This window comes from Pseudomonas multiresinivorans, from assembly GCF_012971725.1.
GTDB classification, from domain to species: Bacteria; Pseudomonadota; Gammaproteobacteria; order Pseudomonadales; family Pseudomonadaceae; genus Pseudomonas; species Pseudomonas multiresinivorans.
In genome coordinates, this window is the sequence record NZ_CP048833.1 from 105,957 (window position 1) to 129,424 (window position 23,468).

Genomic DNA, 23,468 nt, shown 5'->3' on the forward strand with positions numbered 1-23,468 from the left:
CGGTAGCGTAGGAGCGGACTTCGTCCGCGATTGACCTGCCTCGCGTACCACCCGCCCAAACAAAAACGCCGCCCCGAAGGGCGGCGTTTCTGTTTCCGATCAGAACAATCGGCCTTCCGGCGCTTCGTTGGAGATCGGCTTGGCTTGCGCTGCCGTCGCCTGCCATCCGCCACCCAGGGCCTTGTACAGGTTCACTTCGCTGGTCAGCTGGTTCAGGCGATCGCTGATCAGCTGTTGCTGGGCACTGAACAGCGAGCGTTGCGCATCGAGCAGGGTGAGGTAGTTATCCACACCGGTGCGATAGCGCTTGTCGGCCAGGCGGTAGTACTCGCTGCTGGCGTCCACCAGCGCGCGCTGCGCCTGCAGTTGCTCGTTGAACGTGCCACGGGCGGCAAGACCATCCGCCACCTCGGAGAAGGCCGTCTGAATGGCTTTCTCGTACTGCGCGATGTTGATGTCCTTCTGCACCTTGGCCAGGTCCAGGCTCGCGCGCAGGCTGCCGGCGTTGAAGATCGGCAGGCTGATCGAGGGCTTGAACAGCCAGGTGCCGGAGCCGCCGTCGAACAGGCCACCGAGATCCGGGCTGATGGTGCCGGCGTTGGCGGTCAGGCTGACGTTGGGGAAGAACGCCGCCCGCGCCGCGCCGATGTTGGCGTTGGCCGCCTTGAGCTGGTGCTCCGCCTGGAGGATATCCGGGCGGCGCTGCAGCAGGTCGGAGGGCAGGCCCGCCGGCACGGTGGCCAGCAGTTCGTCGCCCAGGCCACGGCCTTGCGGCAGGTCCGCCGGCAGGCCGGAACCGAGCAGCAACACCAGGGCATTCTGGTCCTGCGCCACCAGGCGGGTGTATTGCGCCAGGGTCGCCCGCGCGCTTTCCACCGAGGTCTGCGCCTGGCGCAGGTCCAGCGCCGAGGCGACACCGACGTCGTAGCTGCGCTTGGTCAGGTCGTAGCTCTTCTGGTAGGTGCCGAGGGTGTCGCGGGTCAGCTGCAACTGGGCCTGGTCGGCGCGCAGCGTCAGGTAGGCGTTGGCGACGTTGGCCACCAGGCTGGTCTGGGTGCTGCGACGCGCCTCTTCGGTGGCGAAGTACTGCTCCAGAGCCTGGTCACGCAGGGCGCGCAGGCGGCCGAACAGGTCGATTTCCCAGGACGTGATGCCCAGGGTCGCACCGTACTGGCTGCTGATCATCGAACTGCCGGTCTGCGACAGGTCCGCCGGCAGGCGCTGGCGCGAGCCGTCGAAGCTGGCATCCACCGCGGGGAACAGGTCGGCCCGCTGGATGCGGTACTGCGCCCGGTAGGCTTCGATGTTCAGCGCGGCGACGCGCAGGTCGCGGTTGTTTTCCAGCGACACTTCGACCAGTCGCTGCAGTTGCGGGTCCTTGAAGAACTCGCGCCAGCCGATGTCGGCGCCGGCGTTGGCCGGTTGCGCCGCATCGTAGGCATCGCCCTGCGGGTAAGCCGCGGCTACGGGCGCCTCGGGGCGCTCGTAGTCGGGGATCAGCGAGCAGCCGGACAACACACCGGCCGCTATCGCAAGGGACAGTAAGGACTTTCTCATATCAATGCCCCTTCTCGGTGGCTTCCTGTTCCTTGGACTGCTTGTCCTTGAACAGGGTACTGACCACCACATAGAACAGCGGTACCCAGAAGATCGCGAGGATGGTCGCGGTGACCATGCCGCCGATCACGCCGGTACCGATCGCGTGCTGGCTGCCGGAGCCTGCACCGGTGGAGATCGCCAGCGGCAACACGCCGAGAACGAACGCCAGGGAGGTCATGACGATCGGGCGCAGACGCATCCGGCACGCCTCGATGGCGGCCGCGACGATGGGCTTGCCCTCGCGCTCGTGCAGTTCCTTGGCGAATTCCACGATGAGGATCGCGTTCTTCGCCGACAGGCCGATGGTCGTCAACAGGCCCACCTGGAAGAACACGTCATTGGACAGGCCACGCATGGACGTCGCCAGCAGCGCACCGATGACGCCCAGCGGCACCACCAGCATCACCGAGAACGGGATCGACCAGCTTTCATACAGCGCCGCCAGGCAGAGGAACACCACGATCAGCGACAGGGCATAGAGCGCCGGAGCCTGCGAACCGGACAGCCGTTCCTCGTAGGACAGACCGGTCCAGGAGTAGCCGACGCCCTTGGGCAGCTGCTTGACCATCTCCTCGACCGCGGCCATCGCCTCACCGGTGGAGCGGCCCGGGGCCGGTTCACCGAGGACTTCCATGGCCGGGACGCCGTTGTAGCGCGCCAGTTTCGGCGAGCCATAGCTCCATTCGCCGGTGGCGAAGGCGCTGAACGGCACCATCTCGCCGGCGCTGTTGCGCACGTACCACTTGTCCAGGTCTTCCGGGCTCATCCGCGAATTCGGGCGGCCTTGCAGGTAGACCTTCTTCACCCGACCGCGGTCGATGAAGTCGTTGACGTAGTTCGAGCCCCAGGCGATGGACACGGTGGTGTTGATGTCCGCCAGCGAGACGCCCAGCGCACTGGCCTTCTCGTCATCGATCAGCAGCTTGTACTGCGGCTCGTCGTTCAGGCCGTTGGGGCGCACGCGTTGCAGTGCAGGATTCTGCGCGGCCATGCCGAGGAACTGGTTGCGCGCCTGCATCAGCACTTCGTGACCGACGCCAGCCTGGTCCTGGAGGAAGATGTCGAAGCCCACGGCGTTACCCAGTTCGAGTACCGCCGGCGGGGCGAAGGCGAACACCATCGCGTCCTTGAAGCTGAAGAAGTGCATCTGCGCACGCTGGGCCAGCGCGAACACGCTGTTCTCCGCGCCCGGACGCTCTTCCCAGGGCTTGAGCATGATGAACGCCATGCCCGAGCTCTGGCCACGGCCGGCGAAGTTGAAGCCGGTCACGGTGAACACCGAGGCCACCGAGCTGCTTTCCTTCTCCAGCAGGTACTCACGCATTGAGTCCACCACCACCTGGGTGCGCTCGGCGGACGAACCGGCCGGGGTCTGCACCTGGGCGAACAGCACGCCCTGGTCCTCGTCAGGGAGGAACGCAGTGGGAATGCGGGTGAACAGGTAGACCATGCCGCCGAGGATCAGCACGTACATCAGCAGGTACGGCATGCGGTGATTGAGGATCGAGGTAACGCCGCGCTCGTAGCCATGAGTGGTAGCGAGGAACTTGCGGTTGAACCAGCCGAAGAAGCCGCGCTTGTGCTCGCCATGGTCGCCCTTCTCGATGGGCTTGAGCATGGTGGCGCAGAGCGCCGGGGTGAGGATCAGCGCCACGATCACCGACAGGGCCATGGCCGAGACGATGGTGATGGAGAACTGCCGGTAGATCACCCCGGTGGAGCCGCCGAAGAAGGCCATTGGCAGGAATACCGCCGACAGCACCATGGCGATACCCACCAACGCGCCCTGGATCTGGCCCATGGACTTGCGCGCCGCCTCGCGGGGCGACAGGCCTTCCTCGGCCATCACCCGCTCGACGTTTTCCACCACCACGATGGCGTCGTCCACCAGCAGGCCGATCGCCAGCACCATGCCGAACATGGTCAGGGTGTTGATCGAGAAGCCGAAGGCGGCGAGTACGCCGAAGGTGCCCAGCAATACGACCGGCACGGCGATCGTCGGGATCAGCGTGGCGCGGAAGTTCTGCAGGAACAGGTACATCACCAGGAACACCAGCAGGATCGCTTCGCCCAGGGTCTTCACCACCTCATGGATGGAGGCGGAGACCACCGGCGTGGTGTCGTACGGGTAGACGATCTTCATGCCCTGCGGGAAGAACGGCTCCAGCGTGGCCAGGGTGGCGCGGATCGACTTGGCGGTGTCCAGCGCGTTGGCGCCGGTGGCCAGCTTGATCGCGATACCGGAGGCCGGCTTGCCGTTGAACTGGGCGTTGATGCTGTAGTCCTGGCCGCCCAGGGCCACGTCGGCAACGTCCTTCAGGCGAACCTGGGAACCGTCGGCGTTGACCTTGAGGAGGATTTCCTTGAACTGCTCGGCGCTCTGCAGGCGGGTCTTGCCGATGATCGTGGCGTTGAGCTGCTGGCCCTTGACCGCGGGCAGGCCGCCCAGCTGGCCGGAGGAGATCTGCACGTTCTGCGCCTGGATCGCCGTCTTCACGTCGCCCGGAGTCATCTGGAAGCTGTTGAGCTTCGCCGGGTCCAGCCAGATACGCATGGCGTACTGCGAACCGAACACCTGGAAGTCGCCCACACCGGCGGTCCGCGACAGCGGGTCCTGGATGTTGGAGACGATGTAGTTCGACAGGTCTTCCTTGGTCATGCTGCCGTCTTCGGAGACGACGCCGACCACCATCAGGAAGTTCTTCACCGCCTTGGTCACGCGGATGCCCTGCTGCTGCACTTCCTGCGGCAGGAGCGGGGTGGCCAGCTGCAGCTTGTTCTGCACCTGGACCTGGGCGATATCAGGGCTGGTGCCCTGGTCGAAGGTCACGGTGATGGTCATGCTGCCGTCGGAGTTGGACTCCGAGGAGATGTAGCGCAGATGGTCGAGACCGTTCATCTGCTGCTCGATCACCTGCACCACGGTGTCCTGCACCGTCTCGGCGGAGGCGCCCGGGTAGCTCACCTGGATGGCGATGGCCGGCGGGGCGATGGCCGGGTACTGGTTCACCGGCAACTTGAGGATCGACAGACCGCCCGCCAGCATGATCACCAGGGCAATTACCCAGGCGAAAATGGGCCGGTCAATGAAAAACTTCGACATTACGAATCCCCTTGATTAACCCTGCTTGGCCGGTTCAGCGGCGGCGGGCTTGTCGGCGGCACCAGCGGTGGGCGCCACGTTCTTCGCGGGTACGGCCTTGGCCTGGGCGCCCGGCTGGACGTACTGCAGGCCTTCGGTGATCAGGCGATCGCCGGGCTTGAGGCCATCGCTGACCAGCCAGTAGGCGCCAACGGTGCGCTCGGTCTTGAGGGTGCGCAGCTCGACCTTGTCTTCGCCATTGAGCACCAGGGCAGTCGCCATGCCACGGAAGTCACGGGTGACGCCCTGCTGCGGCGCGAGGATGGCCTGCTTCTTGATGCCCTCCTCCAGCTGCGCATGGACGAACATGCCCGGCAGCAGTTCCTTCTTCGGGTTGGGGAAGATGGCGCGCACGGTCACCGAGCCGGTGCCCTGGTCCACCGAGACCTCGGAGAACTCCAGCTTGCCCTCGATGGGGTATTCGGAGCCGTCTTCCAGGTACAGCTTGACCTTGGCGGCGTTTTCGCCGGCCTTCTCCAGCTGACCGGCAGCCATCTCGCGGCGCAGGCGGATCAGCGCAGTGGAAGACTGGGTAACGTCGACGTAGATCGGGTCCAGCTGCTGCACGGTAGCCAGTGCGGTGGCCTGGCCGTTCTGCACCAGGGCGCCCTCGGTCACGCTGGAGCGGCCGATGCGGCCGGAAATCGGCGAGTAGACCTTGGTGTAACGCACGTTGATCTTCGCGCTGTCCACCGTGGCCTTGGCCTGCAGGTAGGCGGCCTGGGCGTCGGCGTATTGCTGCTTGCTCACCGCCTCGTCCTTGACCAGTTCCTTGTAGCGCTCGGCCTGCTGCTGGGTGGACACCAGGTTGGCCTGGGCACTCTGCAGGGTCGCGTCATAGGTGGCCGGGTCGATCTGGTACAGCTGCTGGCCTTCCTTGACGTCGCTGCCTTCCTTGAACAGGCGCTTGAGGATGATGCCGTTCACCTGCGGGCGAACTTCGGCGATGCGATACGCGGTGGTGCGACCCGGCAGTTCAGTGCTCAGGGTCACTTCCTGCGGCTGCAGGGTCACCACACCGACTTCGGGGATCTGCTTCTCCTGCGGGGCCTGGGCTTTATCGCAGCCGGCAAGAGTGGCCATGGCGACGAGCAGGGCCGGGACCAGGGCGCGCATGGCTGGCTTTCGTTGCATATCGTTGTCCTCGTGAGCAAAGCATCCGGTTTGGCTGTGGGCTTGCCGGTCCGGAAAAGCTGGCAAAAATACTTACATTCAGCTGTGTTTGTAAACGTCCGAAAGCCCTGAGGGAAAACTACTGAAACGTTTTAGCCAAAGGCTGATATCGCAGTAGGTTTCCCGCAAGGCAGTCGCGGCGACGAACAAAGTTGATAACATCAACTAAAATACGAAAAAATGGTTGAGCTGATCAACCTGATTTACACAAGGTTTACCGTGACCGAGCCGATGACCCACACCCTGAATCCCGACCTGCCACAGACCCTGATGAAGGTGCTCGACCATTTGCGCGAGAGCCTCCAGGACGAACTGTGCGCCGAGGGCATCGACCTCACCCCGCCGGACATCCGCCTGCTCGAGCTGATCGGCGCCGACGCGGGCCAGAGCCTGCAGAGCCTGGGGCGCAAGATGTGCCGCGACAAGGCGCTGGTGACCCGCAAGATCCGCGAGATGGAGACCCTCGGCCTGGTTCGCCGGGAGCGCAACCCGGACGACCAGCGCAGCTTCCAGCTGTTCCTCACCGAGGCCGGCAGCCGTATCGACGAGCGCACCCAGGCCATCCTCGCACGGACCCATGACAGTCTGTTCGCGCCGCTGGACGACGAGGAGCAACGCACTCTGACCCAGCTTCTGCGGCAGTGCCTGCAGGGCCGGGCAGACTAGCGCCACAAACGAAAACGCCGGCATTCGCCGGCGTTTTCGCAATCCTGCGTCTTACTGACGCACCCCTTCGACCGACAGGGTCAGCTCGACTTCCTGGGAAGCCGGGCCGAGGTCGCGCTGGATGTTGAAGTCCTTCAGCTTGAGGGTGGTGGTGCCGAGGAAGCCGGCGCGGTAGCCGCCCCACGGATCATCGCCCTGGCCAATCAGTTCAGCCTTGATGGTGACCGGCTTGGTCACGCCGTTGAGGGTCAGGTTGCCGGTGATCTCGGCATTCTTGCCATCGGCCTTCACGGCAGTGGATTCGAAGGTCGCAGTCGGGTTCTTCGAGACGTTGAGGAAGTCCGGGCTGCGCAGATGCTTGTCACGCTCGGCGTGGTTGGAGTTCACGCTGTTGGTGTTGATGGTCACCTTGACCTTGTCGGCGGACGGGTTCTTCTCGTCGAAGGTGAAGGCACCGTCGAAGTCGTCGAAGCGGCCATACAGCCAGCTGTAACCCAGGTGCTTGATGCGGAACTCGATGAAGGCGTGCTGGCCTTCCTTGTCGATCTTGTAGTCCGCGGCCATGGCCTGACCAGCGGAGAACAGTGCGGTACCCAGCGCCAGAGCGGCGAACGTCTTCTTCAGCATTGAAGCAATCTCCCTTTGGGGTGAGGTGTTATTTCGCGGCACGACCGAGCATGCGGACTAACGTCTCATCGCGGTCGAAGAAATGGTGTTTGAACGCCGCCAGGGCGTGCAGCACGGCCAGGACAACCAGGGCCCAGGCCAGGTACAGATGAATCGCGCCGGCGATATCAGCCTGGTCGGTGATGCCGCTCAGGGTGGCGGGCACGTCGAACCAGCCGAACACGCTGATGGGTTTGCCTTCGGCGGTGGAGATCAGGTAGCCGGCGATGATCACCGCGAACAGCAGCGCGTAGAGCGCCAGGTGACCCAGCTTGGTCGCCAGGCGGGTCATCTGGCCGTGGTTGGCCGGGGTCGGCGGCGCCGGGCTGATGAAGCGCCAGAGCACACGAACGATCAGCGCGATGGCCAGCAGGATGCCGATGCTTTTGTGGATTTCCGGGGCGCGGTGGTACCAGGTGTCGTAGTAGTCCAGCTCACGCATCCACAGGCCCAGGCCGAACAGGCCGAAGACCACCAGCGCGCTGCCCCAGTGCAGGAACAGGCTGACCAGTCCGTAGCGTGCGGGGGAATTACGCCATTGCATCGATACACATCCTTGAAAACGGGAATTCAAGACTAGCGGCTAATCCATCGAAGAAAAGCAGAAAAATCTGCTTTGAAACATCGACTGACAAGATAGGTCATCTCCTGAAACGGCCGTTCCAGAGCCAGAAACGACAATGCCGGCTTTCGCCGGCATTGTGGATGGAGCGCGTTGGCTCAGAACGGCAGCCAGGACATGATGCCCTTCTTCTCGCCTTTTTCGGCCGGTTTGTCGCTGGCCGCCGGCTTGCTGTCGGCAACCAGCGCCGCACCTTCGAGCACCGGGGTCTTGCCGGCGTACAGGTCGCGGACCTGGCTGGCGGCGCGCTTGCCGCTGCGCAGGGCGCCTTCGATGGTGCCCGGATAGAGTGCATCGGTGTGCTCGCCGGCGAAGGCAACGCGAGAAACCGGGGTTTCCCAGACGCGCCAGAAGCGGCTGATCTGGCCCGGACCATAGGCCAGGTAGGAGCCGCCGGTTCCGACGTCGGTGCTGTAGCGGCGCATTTCATAGCCGTCGTACGCGCCGCGCATCTTCGGGTAGTACTTGTTCATGCGGATCAGCACCTGCTCCGACAGCTGGCGATCACCGAAAGCCTGCATCACGCGGGCATTGTCGCCGGACAGGTTGATCAGCACGTTGGCGCCGCCCTTGGTCGCAGGCTCGACCCAGATCATGCCCAGGCCCTGGTCGCTGTAGATCTCGCCGGACAGGCGCGACTTGTCGTCCCACACCGGGCGCTTGAACTTCATCAGGATCTGGTCGCGCCAGCCGTAGTTGGTGCCCTTGAGCGCCGCCAGCTGCTTCTCGTTCAGGCCCGGGGTCAGGGTGATATTGCCCAGGGCGCGCAGCGGCACGGCCAGTACCAGGTAGTCGGCGCTGTAGCCGGTGGGGCCGACTTTGACGGTCACACCGTCCTTGTCCTGACTGATCGCGGTGACCTTGGCGTTGGTCTTGATGGTCTTGATCTGCTTGACGAAGGCCTGGGCCAGCACCTGGCTGCCGCCGGGCAGGCGTGCGGCGCGCAGATCACGGTCGTCGACGCCGCGGTACACACGGCCCTGCTGGGCGAGGTAGAGCAGCGACAGGCGCGACGGCTCGTCGTAATGCGAACGGATGCGCTGGTTGACCAGCAGGCGCGCGGTCGGCGACAGGTTCAGCTTGTCCAGCCAGCGCGCGGCGGTGAGCTGGTCGAGGGCGAACAGGGTCTTGTTCGCCAGCGGGTTGAGCGGGTCGTCGATGGAGGCGGACAAATCGTTCAGCGACTTCTCGAAGCGCTCAAGGTCGGCGGCAACGGCCGGCATCTTGGTCTTCAGGTCTGCGCTGGTGTAGTAGAGACCGTCGATCAGGTAACTCGGGGTACGGACGAACTCCGGTGCCGGCACCGAGTTCACTTTCAGGGTGTCCAGGTAGCCGTTGAGGGTCGGCTGGGCCTTCTTGTTGCCGATCCACTCGCTGGTGGCCAGGCCCGAGCGGCCGCCCACCTGCGGCTTGGCTTCCAGCAGGGTCACCTGCCAGCCTGCCTGCTGCAGCTCGTACGCCGCGGAGAGGCCGGCGAGTCCGCCGCCCACCACGATGGCGGTCGGTTGTTTGTCCTTGCCCAGCGCCACTACGCTGAACACGCCCAGAGCGAGCAGCGCGGCAGCGCGCAGCCATCCCATTTTCATCGCCAGACTTCCCCGAATTGGTGCAAAGGCGCGAAGCATACGTGAGCGCCCGAATGCCGAATAGCTGTCTTGGTCGGCTGCCTACAACATGTGTCGTAGGACGTGTCCTTGTTCATCTCAGGAGCATTGAATAGGCTTGCCGACCAGAGCGAGCCGACCGTCAGAAGAGCCATCAATTTAAGGAGCCGGCCATGGGCCTGAATGCCGAGTGGATGCAGCGCGATCTCGAGGTGCTGTGGCACCCCTGCACCCAGATGAAAGACCACGAGCGCCTGCCGGTGATCCCGATCCGCCGCGGCGAGGGCATCTGGCTGGAGGACTTCGAAGGCAAGCGCTACCTCGATGCGGTCAGCTCCTGGTGGGTCAACGTCTTCGGCCACGCCAACCCGCGCATCAACCAGCGCATCAAGGACCAGGTCGACCAGCTGGAGCACGTGATCCTCGCCGGCTTCAGCCACCAACCGGTGATCGAACTCTCCGAGCGCCTGCTGCGCCTGGCGCCGGCCGGCTTCTCCCGGGTGTTCTATGCCGACAGCGGCTCGGCCGGCATCGAAGTGGCGCTGAAGATGAGCTACCACTACTGGCAAAACCTCGGCCAGCCGGAGAAAAAGCGCTTCATCACCCTGACCAACAGCTACCACGGCGAGACCGTGGCGGCGATGTCGGTGGGCGACGTGGCACTGTTCACCGAGACCTACAAGTCGCTGCTGATGGACACCATCAAGGTACCGACCCCCGACTGCTACCTGCGCCCCGAGGGCGTGAGCTGGGAAGAGCACTCGCGGACGATGTTTGCCGCGATGGAGCAGGCGCTGGAGCAACACCACAAGGAAGTCGCGGCGGTGATCGTCGAGCCGCTCGTGCAGGGCGCCGGCGGCATGCGCATGTACCACCCGGTCTACCTCAAGCTGCTGCGCGAGGCCTGCGACCGCTACGGCGTGCACCTGATCCACGACGAGATCGCCGTCGGCTTCGGCCGCACCGGCACGATGTTCGCCTGCGAACAGGCTGGCATCACCCCGGACTTCCTCGTCCTCTCCAAGGCGCTGACCGGCGGTTACCTGGCGATGAGCGCCGTGCTCACCACCGACAAGGTCTACCAGGCGTTCTACGACGACTACAGCACCCTGCGCGCCTTCCTCCATTCGCACACCTACACCGGCAACCCGCTGGCCTGCGCCGCCGCCCTGGCGACCCTGGACATCTTCGAGCAGGACAACGTCATCGAGGCCAACAAGGCCCTGGCGACGAAGATGGCCAGCGCCACCGCGCACCTGGCCGACCACCCGCACGTTTCGGAAATCCGCCAGACCGGCATGATCCTCGCCATCGAGATGGTCCAGGACAAGGCGACGAAAACCGCCTATCCCTGGCAGGAGCGCCGCGGCCTGCAGGTCTTCCAGCACGGCCTGGAACGCGGCGCGCTGCTGCGCCCGCTGGGCAGCGTGGTGTATTTCCTGCCGCCGTACATCATCACCCCTGAGCAGATCGACTTCCTCGCCGAGGTCGCCAGCGAAGGCATCGACATCGCCACCCGCGACAGCGTGAGCGTGGCGGTCAGCGAACGCTTCCCCGATCACCGCGATCCGGGCTGAAAGCAGCGGCAGACTTCAGGCGACAGGCTGCAGGCGATACACTAGTGCGCCTTTAGCCTGCCGCCTGTAGCCCTGAAAAATGCGCCTCTCCCGCTTCTTCATCGACGCCCCGCTCTCCCTCGGCCAGCACGAGCTGCCCGAAGCCCAGGCCCATTACATCGGTCGCGTGCTGCGCCACAGCGCTGGCGATGCCGTGCAGCTGTTCGACGGTTCGGGCCAGGAATACCTGGGCGAGCTGATCGAAGTGGGCAAGAAGAACGTCCGCGTGGAGCTGCGCGAAGCGTTCGCCGGCCAGGCCGAGTCGCCGCTGCGCGTGCACCTCGGCCAGGGCCTGTCCCGTGGCGAGCGCATGGACTGGGCGATCCAGAAAGCCACCGAACTGGGCGCCAGCGAAATCACCCCGATCGTCAGCGAGCGCTGCGAAGTACGACTGAAGGACGAACGCGCCGACAAGCGCATGGCCCACTGGCGCCAGGTGGCGATCAGCGCCTGCGAACAATGTGGCCGCTCGGTGCTGCCGGTGCTCAATGCACCGGTCACCCTCGCCGAATGGCTGGAGAGCTGCGAAGCGCAGCTCAAGCTGGTGCTGCACCCGGTGGCCGAACCGCTGACCAGCCATGACAAGCCAGCGAGCCTGGCCTTCCTGATCGGCCCGGAAGGTGGGTTGAGCGATGCGGAAGTGGAGCAGGCGAAGTCGGCTGGATTCCATGCCGCGCGACTGGGGCCGCGTGTGCTGCGGACCGAGACCGCTCCGGTGGTAGCGCTGAGTGTGGCGCAGCAGTTGTGGGGCGACTTCTAGGTCGAGGCTCCGCGCCGGCCCGCTCTCGAAGAGAGAGGGTAAGCCGGCAACTTCGATGCCATGCGGGTTCGCGAGCAAGCTCGCTCCTACAGGCGCCGGTAAGCAGGCTGTGCTCTTCGTAGGAGCGAGCTTGCTCGCGAACAGCCCAGACTCCCAGCGACTCAGATTCCCCGCAACGCCAATCCCGCCAGCACCAGCAACACCACACCACAAAGCGCATGGCTCACCCGGTGCCAGCGCGGCGAGGCATTGCGCCGCAACCAGTCGACCAGCCCCGCGCAGAGGAAGCAGCAGAGCACCGAGGCAGTCATGAAGCCGGCGAAGAACACCAGCGAATCCGCCAGCAAAGGCACTCCATCGACCAATCCGGCCATGGCGCCGCCCAACGCGCCCCAGTAGACGATGTTCTTCGGGTTGGACAGCGACAGCATGGCTCCGGACGCGAAAGCCCCGGCGTGGTGCTCGCCAGTGTCCCCCTCCTCTACCACGCCGACCTCGCGTGCATCACGCAGGCTCTGCACACCCAGCCAGGCCAGGTACGCGGCGCTGGCCAGGGTCAGCGGCAGGCGCAAGGTTTCATGGCCAAACAACAGCGCCAGCCCGGTCAGGCCGATCAGCGCCCACACCGCGTCGCCGATCAGCGAGCCGAACTGCACCAGCAGCGCCGGGCGAAAGCCGCCCTTCAGGCCACGGCGCAGGGTTTCGGCGAGCACGGCGCCAGGAGACAGGCAGAAGACGATGCCGAACAGCAGCGCGGCGAAGAACAGGGTCATGGATCAGCTCTCGAACAGGGTGACGTTGAGGCAAGTTTGCCTGGGCACAGGCCCTCGCACTTGAACCGGATTGCTCAGCGCAGGGCGCGCTGGAAGCTGCCCGGCGCCACGCCATAGGCCGCGCGGAAGTGCCGGTTCAGGTGGCTCTGGTCGGCAAAGCCCAGCTCGTGGGCCACCTCGGTGGCCGGCAGGCCGGCGCGCAACAAGGCCTGGGCGCGGCGGGTGCGCAGTTGCATTGCCCACTGCCGGGGGCTCAGGCCGACCTGCTTCTGGAAGCTGCGCAGCAGGTGGAAACGCGACAGGCCGATGTAGTTCGCCATCTCGTCGAGGCTGGGTTGCCGCGCCAGGTCAGCCGCCAGCCAGCCCTGCAGGTCCGCGATCCGCCCACCGTTCTCGACAGCAGGCTGCGGCAGGCGCACACCCATGGCACGGGCGATCTCGGCGAGCAGCAGCGTCAGGCGTTCCTCACCGCGCTGGCGAATGAAGGTGTCGTCGCCCAGCGCCCGCTCCACCGCATCGGCCATGGCGCCGGCCAGGGCCGGCAGGCGCCCGGTGGGGCGTTCGAACTCCAGGCGCTGCAGGCCGAGCATCGCCGCCAACTGATCCGGGGCCACATAGAGGCTGACAAATTGCCAGGGCTGGCCTTCGGCAACGCCGCCGCCCTGGATCTGGCCGGGGTTGTAGCAGGTGACGCAACCGGGGCCGGCGTCGAAGGTGCGGCCATCCAGCCAGACGCTTTCCTCGCCGCGCAGGTTGGCGCTGATGACGAATTCGTCGTGGCTGTGGCGCTCGAAACGGTGACCGCCAAGGGTGGCGCCGGCGACCTCGAAGCCGGGTTGATCCCCCAGCTGGGCAAGGCGCAGGCCACCGTTCATGGCCGGCTCAGATCAGGCCGGAGTCGGCCAGCTTCTGCTCCAGCGCGGCCAGGTCGGGGATGCGCGCCTGGGCGTCGCCCAGGTCAACGGCGTCCAGCTCCAGCGGCGCCAGCGGCACGTCGAGACGCTTGAGGTCGCTGCCGACCTTCAGCGAACGCGGGATGCCCTGCACCAGCAGCGCGAAGAACTTCACATTGGCTCGGCCGCCCAGGGCGTTGACCACGATCACCCGCGCGCCGGAGCCGACTTCGGCCTGGCCGTCGGAGGCCGCCTCGAAGGACAGCAGCGGCAGGCGCAGGTCGCGCCAGGCCACCTGCCCCAGGTACCAGGACGGCAGGCCGTCCACCGGGTGCGGGGCGCGGTAGGTGATCAGCTCGGCCACGGCCACGTTGGGCAGCAGCAGGTTGCGGTCGGCCAGCGGCACCAGCAGGCCGGTCAGGCTGCTGGGGGCGGCATTGGCAACGCCGGCATTGGCGACGGGGAGATCACTCATCGGGCCTTATCTCACTGCGTGACTGCGCCGACGCATTGCTCGGCGAGGTGATTGACCAGCGCCGCCGCGAGTTCGCGCGGGTCGCCGGAGAGAGTGCTGTAGCCGCCTTCGCGCAGGCTGTCGGGCATGCTGGAGCAGGCGCAGCTGTCGGCGCGCTGGGTCCAGATCGGCGCGCCCTGGCGGCGCACGTAGGCCGCGGCGGCGCTGCCGTCGCTGCACATGCCGCTGAACACGATCACGCCGCAGCGCTCACCGTATTGCTGCGCGAGATTGAGCATCATCTGGTCGATGGACGGGCTGTAGGGTTCCGGCCAGCTGCGGTCCTGCACGTGCATGCGCGCCGAATCGTCGAAGCCCAGCTCGCGGGAAATCGGCACCACCACCACTTCGCCGCAGCGCACCGGATCGCCATCGCGCACGCTGTTGACGTGCCACTGGCTGTGGCGGCCGACGGCTTGGGGCAGGTTCGCTTCGAACGAGGCATCGATGTGCTGGGCATACAGGAAGCCCACCGGCAGGCCGCCGGGCAGCGCATCGAGGAAGGTCTTCACCGCGGCCGGGCCGCCCAGCGAGGCGGCGAGCAGCCAGACCTGCGCGGCGGGCTCACCAGCCTTGAGCGGCGAAGCGGCGAGGTCATCGGGCAGCGTCACGCGGGTGGGCCGCTGCGCTTCGTCGAGCAGCGCTGCGAGGCTGCGGCCCACGCCGGCGCTGGGGTCACCCACCAGCTTGCGCAACTTGGACACCAGTCGGCGTTCCCAGCGCGGGTAATGTTCGGAATGCCGCTCCGGCGCGTGGCCTTCGCCGAACAGCACGGGTACGCGCGACTGCTCCAGCAGGTTGTCCACCAGCGGCGAGTCTTCCTGCTGCGCCAGGTCCACCAGCCACAGGTCGGTCTCGCAGGCGTCCAGCTGGTCGCTCTCAAGGCGCGCCGGATCGGCGTTGAGCACCACCTGGTAACCGTGGCCGGCCAACGCCTGTGCCAGCACGTGGCGCTGCAGCGAGGTGTCGGCGATCACCGCAATGCGCGGCGTGCTCTGCTCAGACATGGGCCTTCACCAGCTTGTGGATATTCTCCAGCAGCTCGGATTCCTGGTACGGCTTGCCCAGGTACTGGTTGACGCCGATGGCCAGGGCACGGTCGCGGTGCTTCTCGCCGGTACGGGAGGTAATCATGATGATCGGCAGGTCCTTCAGCTGTTCATCGTGGCGCACCAGCGTGGCCACCTCGAAGCCGTCCATGCGCGGCATCTCGATGTCCAGCAGCATGATGTCGGGCTTGTGGTCCTGCAGCTGGGCGATGGCGTCCACCCCGTCCTTGGCGGTGAGCACGTTCATGCCGTTGCGCTCCAGCAGGCGGCTGGTGACCTTGCGCACGGTGACCGAGTCGTCCACCACCATGACCAGGGTCGGGCGCTGGTGCTCGATTTCCGCCACGCTCGGGCCTGCCAGCTGGCGGCGCGGCGCGTGCTGGATGAGCTGAGCGTGGAGCACACGGATGGTCGCCAGCAGGTCGAGAATCACCACCACGCGACCGTCACCGAGGATGGTCGCACCGGAGATGCCACTGACGCCGGCGAATTGCGCACCGAGGCTCTTCACCACGATCTCGCGCGAGCCGGCCAGGGCGTCCACCTGCACTGCCACGGCGTGGTCCGCCGAGCGCACCAGGATCACCGGCAGCGGCAGCGACTGACCGACCAGCTTGGGATGCTGGCCGTTGTTGAGCAGGTCGCCGAGGTATTTCAGTTCATAGCTCTGGCCGGCGTATTCGAAGCTCGGCGCGGCGCCGGACTCGTCGGCGGCGGCCTGTTCGTAGAGTGCCTCCAGCTCGTACGGGGAGACCCGCACAATGCCTTCGATGGTGTTCAGCGGCAGGGCGTAGAGGTCCTCGCCGGAAAGCACCATCAGCGCGCGGTTCACCGACACGGTGAACGGCAGGCGGATATCGAACTTCGTCCCCTCGCCAACGCTGGACTGGATGCTCATGGAGCCACCGAGCTGTTTCACCTCGGAGTTCACCACATCCATGCCCACGCCCCGGCCGGAAATCTGCGTGACCTTCTCGGCGGTGCTGAAGCCGGCCTCGAGGATGAACTGCAGCACCTCGTGGTCATTCAGCTCGCTGTCGTCGGTCATCAGGCCGCGCTCGATGGCCTTGCGGCGCACCGCTTCCAGGCGGATGCCGGCGCCGTCGTCGGCCAGGGTCAGGAGGATGTCGCCACCCTCGCGGCCCAAGGTCAGGCGGATGGTGCCCTGCTCCGACTTGCCGGCCATGCGGCGTGCTTCGCCGGACTCGATGCCGTGGTCGACCGCGTTGCGCAGCATGTGCTCCAGCGGCGCGACGATGCGTTCAAGCACGGTACGGTCCATCTCGCCTTCGGCGTTGCTGACCACGAACTCGACCTGCTTGCCCAGCTCGCTCGCCACCTGGCGGACGATCCGCCGCAGGCGCGGCACCAGGCGGTCGAACGGCACCATGCGGGTGCGCATCAGGCCTTCCTGCAGCTCCGTGTTGACCCGCGCCTGTTGCAGCAGCAGGGTCTCGGCGTCGCGGTTCTTCGCGGCCAGGGTTTCCTTGAGGTCGAACAGGTCGGAAGCGGACTCGAACAGCGCGCGGGAGAGCTGTTGCAGCTGCGAGTAGCGGTCCATTTCCAGCGGGTCGAAATCTTCATAGCCGGCGCGCTCGGCGTCGGCCTGGTGGCGCGAGAGGATCTGCGCCTGGGTTTCGGTATCCAGGCGCCGCAACTGGTCACGAACCCGCTCGATGGTCGCGTCCATTTCGCCCAGGGTCGAACCGACGTCGCTCACCTGCTGCTCGACGCGGCCGCGGAAGATGGAGGTCTCACCGGCGAGGTTGACCAGCCCTTCGAGCAGTTGCGCGGGTACCTTCACCAGTTCCTGCGGCGCACGGCGCGCAGCGGCTTCCTGGGCGGCTTCCTGGGCACGGCGAACGAAGGGCAGCACCACCGGCGCATCGAGGCGCTGCGGTACGGCAGCGGCCATGATGGCTTCCGGCAGCACCGGCAGGTTCACCGGGGCCGGCTGTTCGGCGAGCGGTTCTTCGTCGATGGATTCCTCGAACTGGCTTTCGGCGCTCTCGACCTCACCCAGGTGCAGGCGCAACTGGTCGACCTCGGCCTGCAGGCCTTCGAAGCCGGACTGCACGTCCAGCAGCAGGCTTTCCGGCCAGGGCGCGCCCTGCTGCTGGGCTTCGCCCAGGTGCTGTTCGAGGTCGTGGGCCAGGTCGCCGAGGCTGGTCTGGCCGGCCAGGCGCGCACCACCCTTGAGGGTATGCAGAATGCGCAGCAGCTCATCCAGCGCACCGTTCTCGCGCTCGGCGTCCCAACGTCCCAGCGCCTGCTCCATGCCTTCGAGCAGGTCGTCGGCCTCTTCCAGGAAGATATCCAGGATGTCGGCTTCCGGGCCTTCGGGCGCGGCGTGCTGGGAGCTGATCGCGTGCAGGCTGACGCTGCTGGGGATGCTCAGCTGTTCTTCGGGGTTGGCACGAAATCGGTGGATCGCGTCAATCAGCGATTCACCTCCCGGCACCCGGCGGTGCTGTTGGACGGCCTCGAGCATCTCGGCGAGACGGTCGTGGCAACGCTGCAGCAATTCGAAGAGCGTCGGGCTGGCGCGCAGGCGCCCGCCGCAGAGGCCCTCGTAGAGGAATTCCAGTTCGTGGGAGAGGTCGCCGATGGGGCGAATCTCGGCCATCCGCGCACCGCCCTTGAGGGTGTGCAGGTCGCGTTGCAGCGCTTCCAGCTCGACACTGTTGTCGGGGTTGGCCATCCAGCGCGTCAGTGCGCCGGAGGAGCTTTCGAGGATGTCGAAGCCTTCCTCGAGGAAGATTTCCACCAGTTCCTGGTCGCGGTCCGGGTCAAGCTCGTACTCGCTGTCCTGCACGCCTGTCGCCTCGAGGGCAGGCGCCGCGGCAGCGATGACAGGCTCGATGGCAGCCGGCTCCTCGGCGATCCCGGCTTCGGCCTCTTCGAGGAAGCTCTGCAGGTCGATCTCTTCGGGCGCAGCGGCCGATTCCGGCTCGGCTTCGGATTGAAGCTCGGTGCTTTCGAGATCGATGCTCTCAAGATCGGTGCTTTCGAGATCGGTCGCTTGGAGCTCCTCGGCGCTAGCGGCCAACGGCTCGGCCTCGGCGGGCAGTTCCAGTTCGATATCGGCATCGTTCGGGGCAGTAGTTTCCAGTAGCCCCTCGGCCTCGCTCTCATCCGCCGCAGCGTCCAGCTGCGGTTGCGCGGCCAGCGCCTGCGGTGCATCCAGGCCGGCGGCCGGATTCTGGCGGAAGGTGCGGATGGTCTGCACCAGGTCCGCCGGGTCGGTCAGCGCCTGGCCGGCCTGCAGCTGATCGAGCTGGGTCGCCAGGCGGTCGTGGCAGGTGCGCAGCAGGTCGCCCAGCGGCTGGCTGTGCTGGAAGCGATGGTCCAGCAGGCCTTCATAGAGTGATTCGAGTTCGTGGGACAGATCGCCGATCTCGCGGATTTCCGCCATGCGCGCGCCGCCCTTGAGGGTGTGCAGGTCGCGTTGCAGGGTCGAAAGCGCAGCGAGGCCCTCGGGCGAGGCCAGCCATTGGTCCAGCGCCTGGCCGGCGTTGTCGAGGATGTCGACCGCCTCTTCGAGGAAGATCGCCACCATTTCCTCATCCAGCGCGCGCGGCGGTTGCTGCGGGGCGGGATGGGCGTGCGGGGTTTCGGCGGTGATGACGTCATCGTCATCGTCGTCGGCGGCGCCACGCGGGGCACCGTCGTTATCGCTGCGCGGCGACCAGCTCAGGCCGTCGGGCAGGTTGTCGTCGTCCACCGGACGGCTGTCGACGAGGAATTCCTCGTCTTCGGCGGGGAAGTCATCGGCGGTCAGGCTTTCCAGGTCGACGAACTCGACTTCCGGGGCGTCTTCCGATGGCTCGTCCTGGACGGCGGGCACCGGTGCGTCCAGCAGGCGATGCAGCGCTTCGACCTGTTCCGGGCGGGCGCTGACCTGCAGCGCCGCAGCCACCTGATCCATCATGCCGATCAGCGCCTCATGGGCGGCCTCGGCGGCGGAGAAGAAGGCGTCGCCGGTTTCCAGGCGACCCTGGCGCACGGCGCCATAGACTGCCAGCAGCGCATCGGCGAGTTCCGCCATCTGCGGCAGCTCGGCCATCTGCGCACCACGGCTGAGGGTTTCCAGCTCGTCGTAGAGGGCGCCCAGTTCGTGGCGCTCCTGCGGGTGCTCGCGCCAGCGGCGCAGCAGGTCCTCGGCGTCGAGCAGGATGTCCATGCCCTCGGCGAGGAACATGCCGATCAATTGCGGATCGTTGCCGCTGCCTTCGCCGCTTTCACCGCGGCGCTTGGCTTCGGCAGCCTCCAGGCGCTCCTGGTGAACCTGCGCGATGCGCGCCAGCAGTTCCGGGCTGCCTTCGATGGGCGCCAGCGGGCGACCTTCGACGAGCTGGTCGAGGCCGACGCGGAACAGGCCTTCGGCGGCGTGCAGCAACTCGGCCTCGCGCAGGTCGACCTGCAGCAGGTTGGTCTTGAATTCCTTCACCAGCCGCTCCAGCGGCGTGGCAATTTCGGCGATCGGCAGGATGCCGGCCATGTGCGCGCTGCCCTTGAGGGTGTGCAGGGCGCGTTGCAGGTCGTCGGTCACTGGTTGCGGCAGCTGCTGCGCGCAATCGGCGAGGAAGCCGACCAGGGTTTCCAGGTGGGCTTCGGCTTCGTTGCGGAATATCTCCAGCAACTGCGGATCGAGGCTCTCGTCGAGCCCTTCGTTGGCCGCCTGGGCAGCGATCTCCTCGACCTCTGCCAGCTCGGGGGTGATGTCCTCGACCTGCGGCGCCGACTCCGGCAGCCCGCCACCGGGCGGCGGCACCGGCTGCCCCTTGGCCAGGGCGTGGGCGGTAGCGGCCAGGCGGTCGACGTCGTCGCGCTGGCGCTGGGTGCTGGCGGCGTATTCCTCGACCAGTTCGGGCATCAGCGCGACCACGTCCTGGACCACCTGCAGCACGGCTGGCGAGGCGGCAATGCTGCGGTCGAGCACGCGGTTGAGCAGGTTCTCGATGGACCAGGCCAGCTCGCCGATCACCAGCGCGCGGACCATCCGACCACTGCCCTTGAGGGTGTGGAAGGCGCGGCGAATCTCGGTCAGCGAGTCGCGGTCGTCAGTGTTGGCCAGCCAGGTCGGCAGGTGCTCGCCGATGGTTTCCAGCACTTCGCCGGCTTCTTCGATGAAGACTTCGCGCAGCTCTTCGTCGATGGGCTCTTCGTCGGCGGGCGGCGGCAGCAGGCTGGGCGGCACGTCCTGGGCCGGCGGGTTGATCGCCGAGACCGGGGCAGCCATGACTTCGGCCAGGGACAGCGGTTTTTCCGGAGCTTCGGCAACCGGCTCGGGCTCGGCCGGCGGGCTGGGCAGCTCGACTTCCGGCAGGTCCAGCTCGGCGATGTTCTCGTCGCTCCAGGCTTCGGCCTGGACGGCGGGCGCCTGGGGCTCGACCAGCGGTTCCAGCGCTTCCAGCTCAAGTGGCGCGTCGAGGCTGAAGTCGACGCCAGCGTCCAGCGCGGTCGGTTCGCTCAGCTCGCCCAGGGTCCAGTTGTCATCGCTGGCCAGCGAGGTTTCGGCGCTGGACGGTTCATCGGTGGCAGGCTGGGCGTCGAAGCTCAGGTCGTCCAGGGTCGCCAGCGGTGCGGGTTCGACCGCTTCCAGGCTGGCGAAGCTTTCGTCCAGCTCCAGCGACGGTGCGGGCGACTCGGCAGTCGGCTGGCTCAGGTCGATGCTGAACCAGTCTTCCTCGGCGGGCTTGTCGCCGGCCGGGGTCAGCGACTCCATGTCCCAGGTCAGCTCGTCCACCGGAGCCGGAGTGGCCTCCAGCGTCGGCAGGCGGGCGAAGTCGTCGAGCAGTTCCGGAGTGGCCGGGGCTTCGCTCGGGGTGCCGGACAGGTCCAGCGATTCCCAGGATTGTTCGGTCGTTGCGGGTTCCGCCTGCACGGGCTCGTCGAATCGCGGCGTCTCGGTCAGCGGGAGGGCATCATCCAGGCTCCAGCTCAGCTCATCGGCCAGCGGTTGCGCGGGCGCCTCTTCCAGCGTTTCGAGAGTGAACTCGATGCTGTCGGCCTTGTGGCTGTCGTCCAGCGACCAGCCTTCATCGGCCAGGGTGGTGTCGGTGATCGGTGCGGCCGGCTCCAGTTCGATATCCCAGCTGAGGCTTTCCGGCTCCAGGGTCGCGCCGGGCAGTTCAGCCGAGGCAGCCAGCGGTGTAGCCTCGTCAAGGGTCCAGCCGCCCGGTTCGGCGCTGGGCTCGGTGGCGGGCAGGCCGGAGTCCAGCTCCAGGGGTTCGAAGGTGAAGCTCGCTTCGGCTTCGCCAGCAGGCTGGGCTTCGAGTTCGGCCGGGAGGTCGAAGTCGGCCGGCAGTGCGGGTTGCTCCCCGGCGACAGGCTCGACAACGGGCTCCAGCGATTCGAAGGTGAAGCTTTCTTCACTGTCCGCAACAGGTTGGGGCGTATCGAGGTCGGCAAGGTCCAGGACCGGTTCGTCCACCGGAGCCAGCTCTTCTGTCGGGGCAAGCTCGGCAGGCTGTTCGAACGCCGGCTCCTCGGTCGGGGCGACGTCGAAGCTCGCGGGCTCGAAGCTGTCGGCGATTTCCACCGGCGCGGCCAACTCAGGGACTTCTTCCACCGGGACCGCTTCGCTCGGCTCGGCCAGCGGCTGCGCGGCCAGGACGTCGATCTCGTCGAGCGGGTTGTCCAGGGGCGCAGGGATATGGGCGCTCGGCTCGGCGTCGAGGATCGACGGGCGCGGCTTGAGCGAATAGCCCAGGCTGTCCAGGCTCTCCTCGGCGACGTCGAGGATCATGTCGCCCTGGGTGTTGTGGTCTTCCGACAGGCGCTCTAGGTAGTACTCGACGCTGGTGATGGCGTCGGCCAGGGTATCGAGGCTGTGCCAGTCCGGCACGGCCTGACGCACCAGCAGTTGTTCCTGGATGTAGCGATTGCAGTTTTCCAGCAGTTTCGCCGCACGTTCCTGGGAGATCATCGCCAGTCCGCCGCGAACCTGGGTCAGCAGCTCCGGCACGCGGGCCAGGTGCTCGTGGTTCCATTGCGAGGCGATGAACTCGATGATCGCGTCCTTGGCCAGTTCCAGGCCATTGCGCGCTTCCTTGATCACCACCTGGTGGATCTGCTCGACGTCGGTGGTCGGCAGGACGTTTTCTTCGCTGCCCGGCTCCTCGCTCGGGCCGACCATGCCAGCCAGGGTCGCTTCGACATACAGCAGCGCACCGGCGACATCCATCAGGGTGGCGTCGTTGGGTTGGCGCTGGCCGTGGGCGAGCGCGCTGACTACCTCGATCTGGTCGAGGATGACCTTGCGCGGCTGGCCGAAGCCCAGCACGGCAAGGGTGTCGGCAATCTGCTTGAGCGGCGCCAGCAGGCTACCCAGCTCATTCACGCCACTGCGGTCGCTGCGCACGAAGAGGTCGAGGCTGTCCTTGACCCGCACCAACTCCTCGCACAGAGCGCCGACGACCGAGCGCATGGCGTCGCGGTCCGGGCCGGCGAGACGGGCGCGTTCCTCGTCCACCAGGGCCGCGCCCGGCAGGGCGTCGTCGAGGCGGTACTCATCCTTCACCGCCCGCACGCGCGGCGACTGGTCGGAGGCCTTGGCGACGTAGAACAGCAGGTTCTTGATCAGTTCTTCCGGCGCCGCCTGGTTCATGGCGTCGGCGCCCTGGTCGACCAGGCGCTTGAACTCGCGGTCGACCTGGCGCAGCAGGTTACGCACCGAGGTGCCGTTGGCGATGCTGCCATTGGCCAGGCCTTCGATCATCGCCGAAGCGATCACCCACAGGCGGCCCAGCGGGGCGTCCTTGCACAGCGATTCCAGGCGGGCGAACACGCGCGCCAGATAGCCCAGGTTGGTCGGCAGGTCCTGGTTGCGGATGACGCCGACCAGGGCGACCTGCAGCATCTGCCGCAGCTTGCGCAGCAGCGCCGGCAGTTCGGCGGTACGCAGGCGCGCCAGGGCGTCCACCGGCAGCACCGGCGAGGACTGGGAAAGGTCGGGGGAGAACAGGCTGGTTTCCGACAGCAGCTTCTCGCCGCGGGCGGTGCGCAGGTCGTTGAGCAGCGGCAGCACGACCAGCGGCAGGTCGCGGCGGGCGCTCTGGATACGTTCCAGGTACGCCGGCAACTGCAGGATCGCCTGCATCAGCACTTCCAGCGCTTCGCTCTGGCTGGATGTCTTGCCGTCGATCAGCGCCTGGGTCAGGTACTCCATTTCCTCGGCGAGCAGGGCCGCGCCGTAGAATTCCACCATCTGCAGAGTGCCGCGCACCTGGTGGATATAGGCCAGGCAAAAGCCCATCCGCGTCGGGTCCTGGGGATTCTCGACGTAGGATTCGAGGGCTTGCCGCGCCTGCTTGAGCGTTTCGGCAATCTCGCCTTTTACCCATTCCAGGGCGACATAATCGTGCCGATCACCCATAGCCACTCCAC

The 23,468-nt window shown here is 66.4% G+C and carries 14 protein-coding genes; 3 read left to right on the forward strand and 11 right to left on the reverse strand.

Annotated features, from left to right (window positions below; translation table 11 throughout):
• Positions 1-99: 99 nt before the first annotated feature.
• From G4G71_RS00480 to mexA, 3 genes are read right to left on the reverse strand one after another with little or no spacing between them, the layout of a single operon-like run.
• On the reverse strand, positions 100-1,557 hold the full coding sequence (locus tag G4G71_RS00480; RefSeq protein WP_169934981.1) for an AdeC/AdeK/OprM family multidrug efflux complex outer membrane factor: 1,458 nt from the start codon (positions 1,555-1,557) through the stop codon (positions 100-102).
• 1 nt (position 1,558) lies between these two features.
• Positions 1,559-4,702 (reverse strand): efflux RND transporter permease subunit, encoded by a 3,144-nt coding sequence (locus G4G71_RS00485; protein ID WP_169934982.1) that lies wholly within the window; start codon positions 4,700-4,702, stop codon positions 1,559-1,561.
• Between the two features lie 15 nt (positions 4,703-4,717).
• Positions 4,718-5,875 carry a multidrug efflux RND transporter periplasmic adaptor subunit MexA gene (gene mexA / locus G4G71_RS00490; protein ID WP_169934983.1) on the reverse strand — a complete coding sequence of 386 codons (1,158 nt, stop codon included), beginning with the start codon at positions 5,873-5,875 and terminating at the stop codon, positions 4,718-4,720.
• A 270-nt stretch (positions 5,876-6,145) separates the two neighbouring features.
• On the opposite strand from mexA, the gene G4G71_RS00495 reads away from it, so the two are divergent.
• Positions 6,146-6,580: a MarR family winged helix-turn-helix transcriptional regulator gene (locus tag G4G71_RS00495; RefSeq protein ID WP_045212926.1), complete on the forward strand. Its 435-nt coding sequence runs from the start codon at positions 6,146-6,148 to the stop codon at positions 6,578-6,580.
• Positions 6,581-6,631: 51 nt separating this feature from the next.
• Here the strand turns inward: G4G71_RS00495 and G4G71_RS00500 are convergent, their stop codons facing one another.
• From G4G71_RS00500 to G4G71_RS00510, 3 genes are all read right to left on the reverse strand, one after another.
• Positions 6,632-7,207 (reverse strand): YceI family protein, encoded by a 576-nt coding sequence (locus G4G71_RS00500; protein WP_017520144.1) that lies wholly within the window; start codon positions 7,205-7,207, stop codon positions 6,632-6,634.
• Between the two features lie 28 nt (positions 7,208-7,235).
• Positions 7,236-7,790 (reverse strand): cytochrome b, encoded by a 555-nt coding sequence (locus G4G71_RS00505; protein ID WP_169934984.1) that lies wholly within the window; start codon positions 7,788-7,790, stop codon positions 7,236-7,238.
• Positions 7,791-7,966: 176 nt separating this feature from the next.
• Entirely contained in the window at positions 7,967-9,454 is a 1,488-nt protein-coding gene (locus G4G71_RS00510; protein ID WP_169934985.1) for a flavin monoamine oxidase family protein, read from the reverse strand.
• A 191-nt stretch (positions 9,455-9,645) separates the two neighbouring features.
• Between G4G71_RS00510 and G4G71_RS00515 the strand changes: the two genes are divergently transcribed.
• Entirely contained in the window at positions 9,646-11,049 is a 1,404-nt protein-coding gene (locus G4G71_RS00515; protein WP_169934986.1) for an adenosylmethionine--8-amino-7-oxononanoate transaminase, read from the forward strand.
• Between the two features lie 79 nt (positions 11,050-11,128).
• Complete coding sequence (locus tag G4G71_RS00520; RefSeq protein ID WP_169934987.1) at positions 11,129-11,848, forward strand: 16S rRNA (uracil(1498)-N(3))-methyltransferase; 720 nt, start codon at positions 11,129-11,131, stop codon at positions 11,846-11,848.
• Positions 11,849-12,009: 161 nt separating this feature from the next.
• Here G4G71_RS00520 and G4G71_RS00525 read toward each other — a convergent pair whose 3' ends face one another.
• The 5 genes from G4G71_RS00525 to G4G71_RS00545 all read right to left on the reverse strand — a co-directional run bounded on the left by G4G71_RS00525 (position 12,010) and on the right by G4G71_RS00545 (position 23,457).
• Positions 12,010-12,621 (reverse strand): LysE family translocator, encoded by a 612-nt coding sequence (locus tag G4G71_RS00525; protein WP_169934988.1) that lies wholly within the window; start codon positions 12,619-12,621, stop codon positions 12,010-12,012.
• A gap of 74 nt (positions 12,622-12,695) precedes the next feature.
• Complete coding sequence (locus G4G71_RS00530; RefSeq protein ID WP_169934989.1) at positions 12,696-13,496, reverse strand: AraC family transcriptional regulator; 801 nt, start codon at positions 13,494-13,496, stop codon at positions 12,696-12,698.
• Between the two features lie 7 nt (positions 13,497-13,503).
• Positions 13,504-13,989 carry a chemotaxis protein CheW gene (locus tag G4G71_RS00535; RefSeq protein WP_169934990.1) on the reverse strand — a complete coding sequence of 162 codons (486 nt, stop codon included), beginning with the start codon at positions 13,987-13,989 and terminating at the stop codon, positions 13,504-13,506.
• A gap of 11 nt (positions 13,990-14,000) precedes the next feature.
• Positions 14,001-15,035 carry a chemotaxis protein CheB gene (locus G4G71_RS00540; protein WP_054907836.1) on the reverse strand — a complete coding sequence of 345 codons (1,035 nt, stop codon included), beginning with the start codon at positions 15,033-15,035 and terminating at the stop codon, positions 14,001-14,003.
• Positions 15,028-23,457 (reverse strand): Hpt domain-containing protein, encoded by an 8,430-nt coding sequence (locus tag G4G71_RS00545; protein ID WP_169942443.1) that lies wholly within the window; start codon positions 23,455-23,457, stop codon positions 15,028-15,030. Before G4G71_RS00545 ends, G4G71_RS00540 begins: the two co-directional genes overlap by 8 nt.
• Between the last annotated feature and the right edge of the window lie 11 nt (positions 23,458-23,468).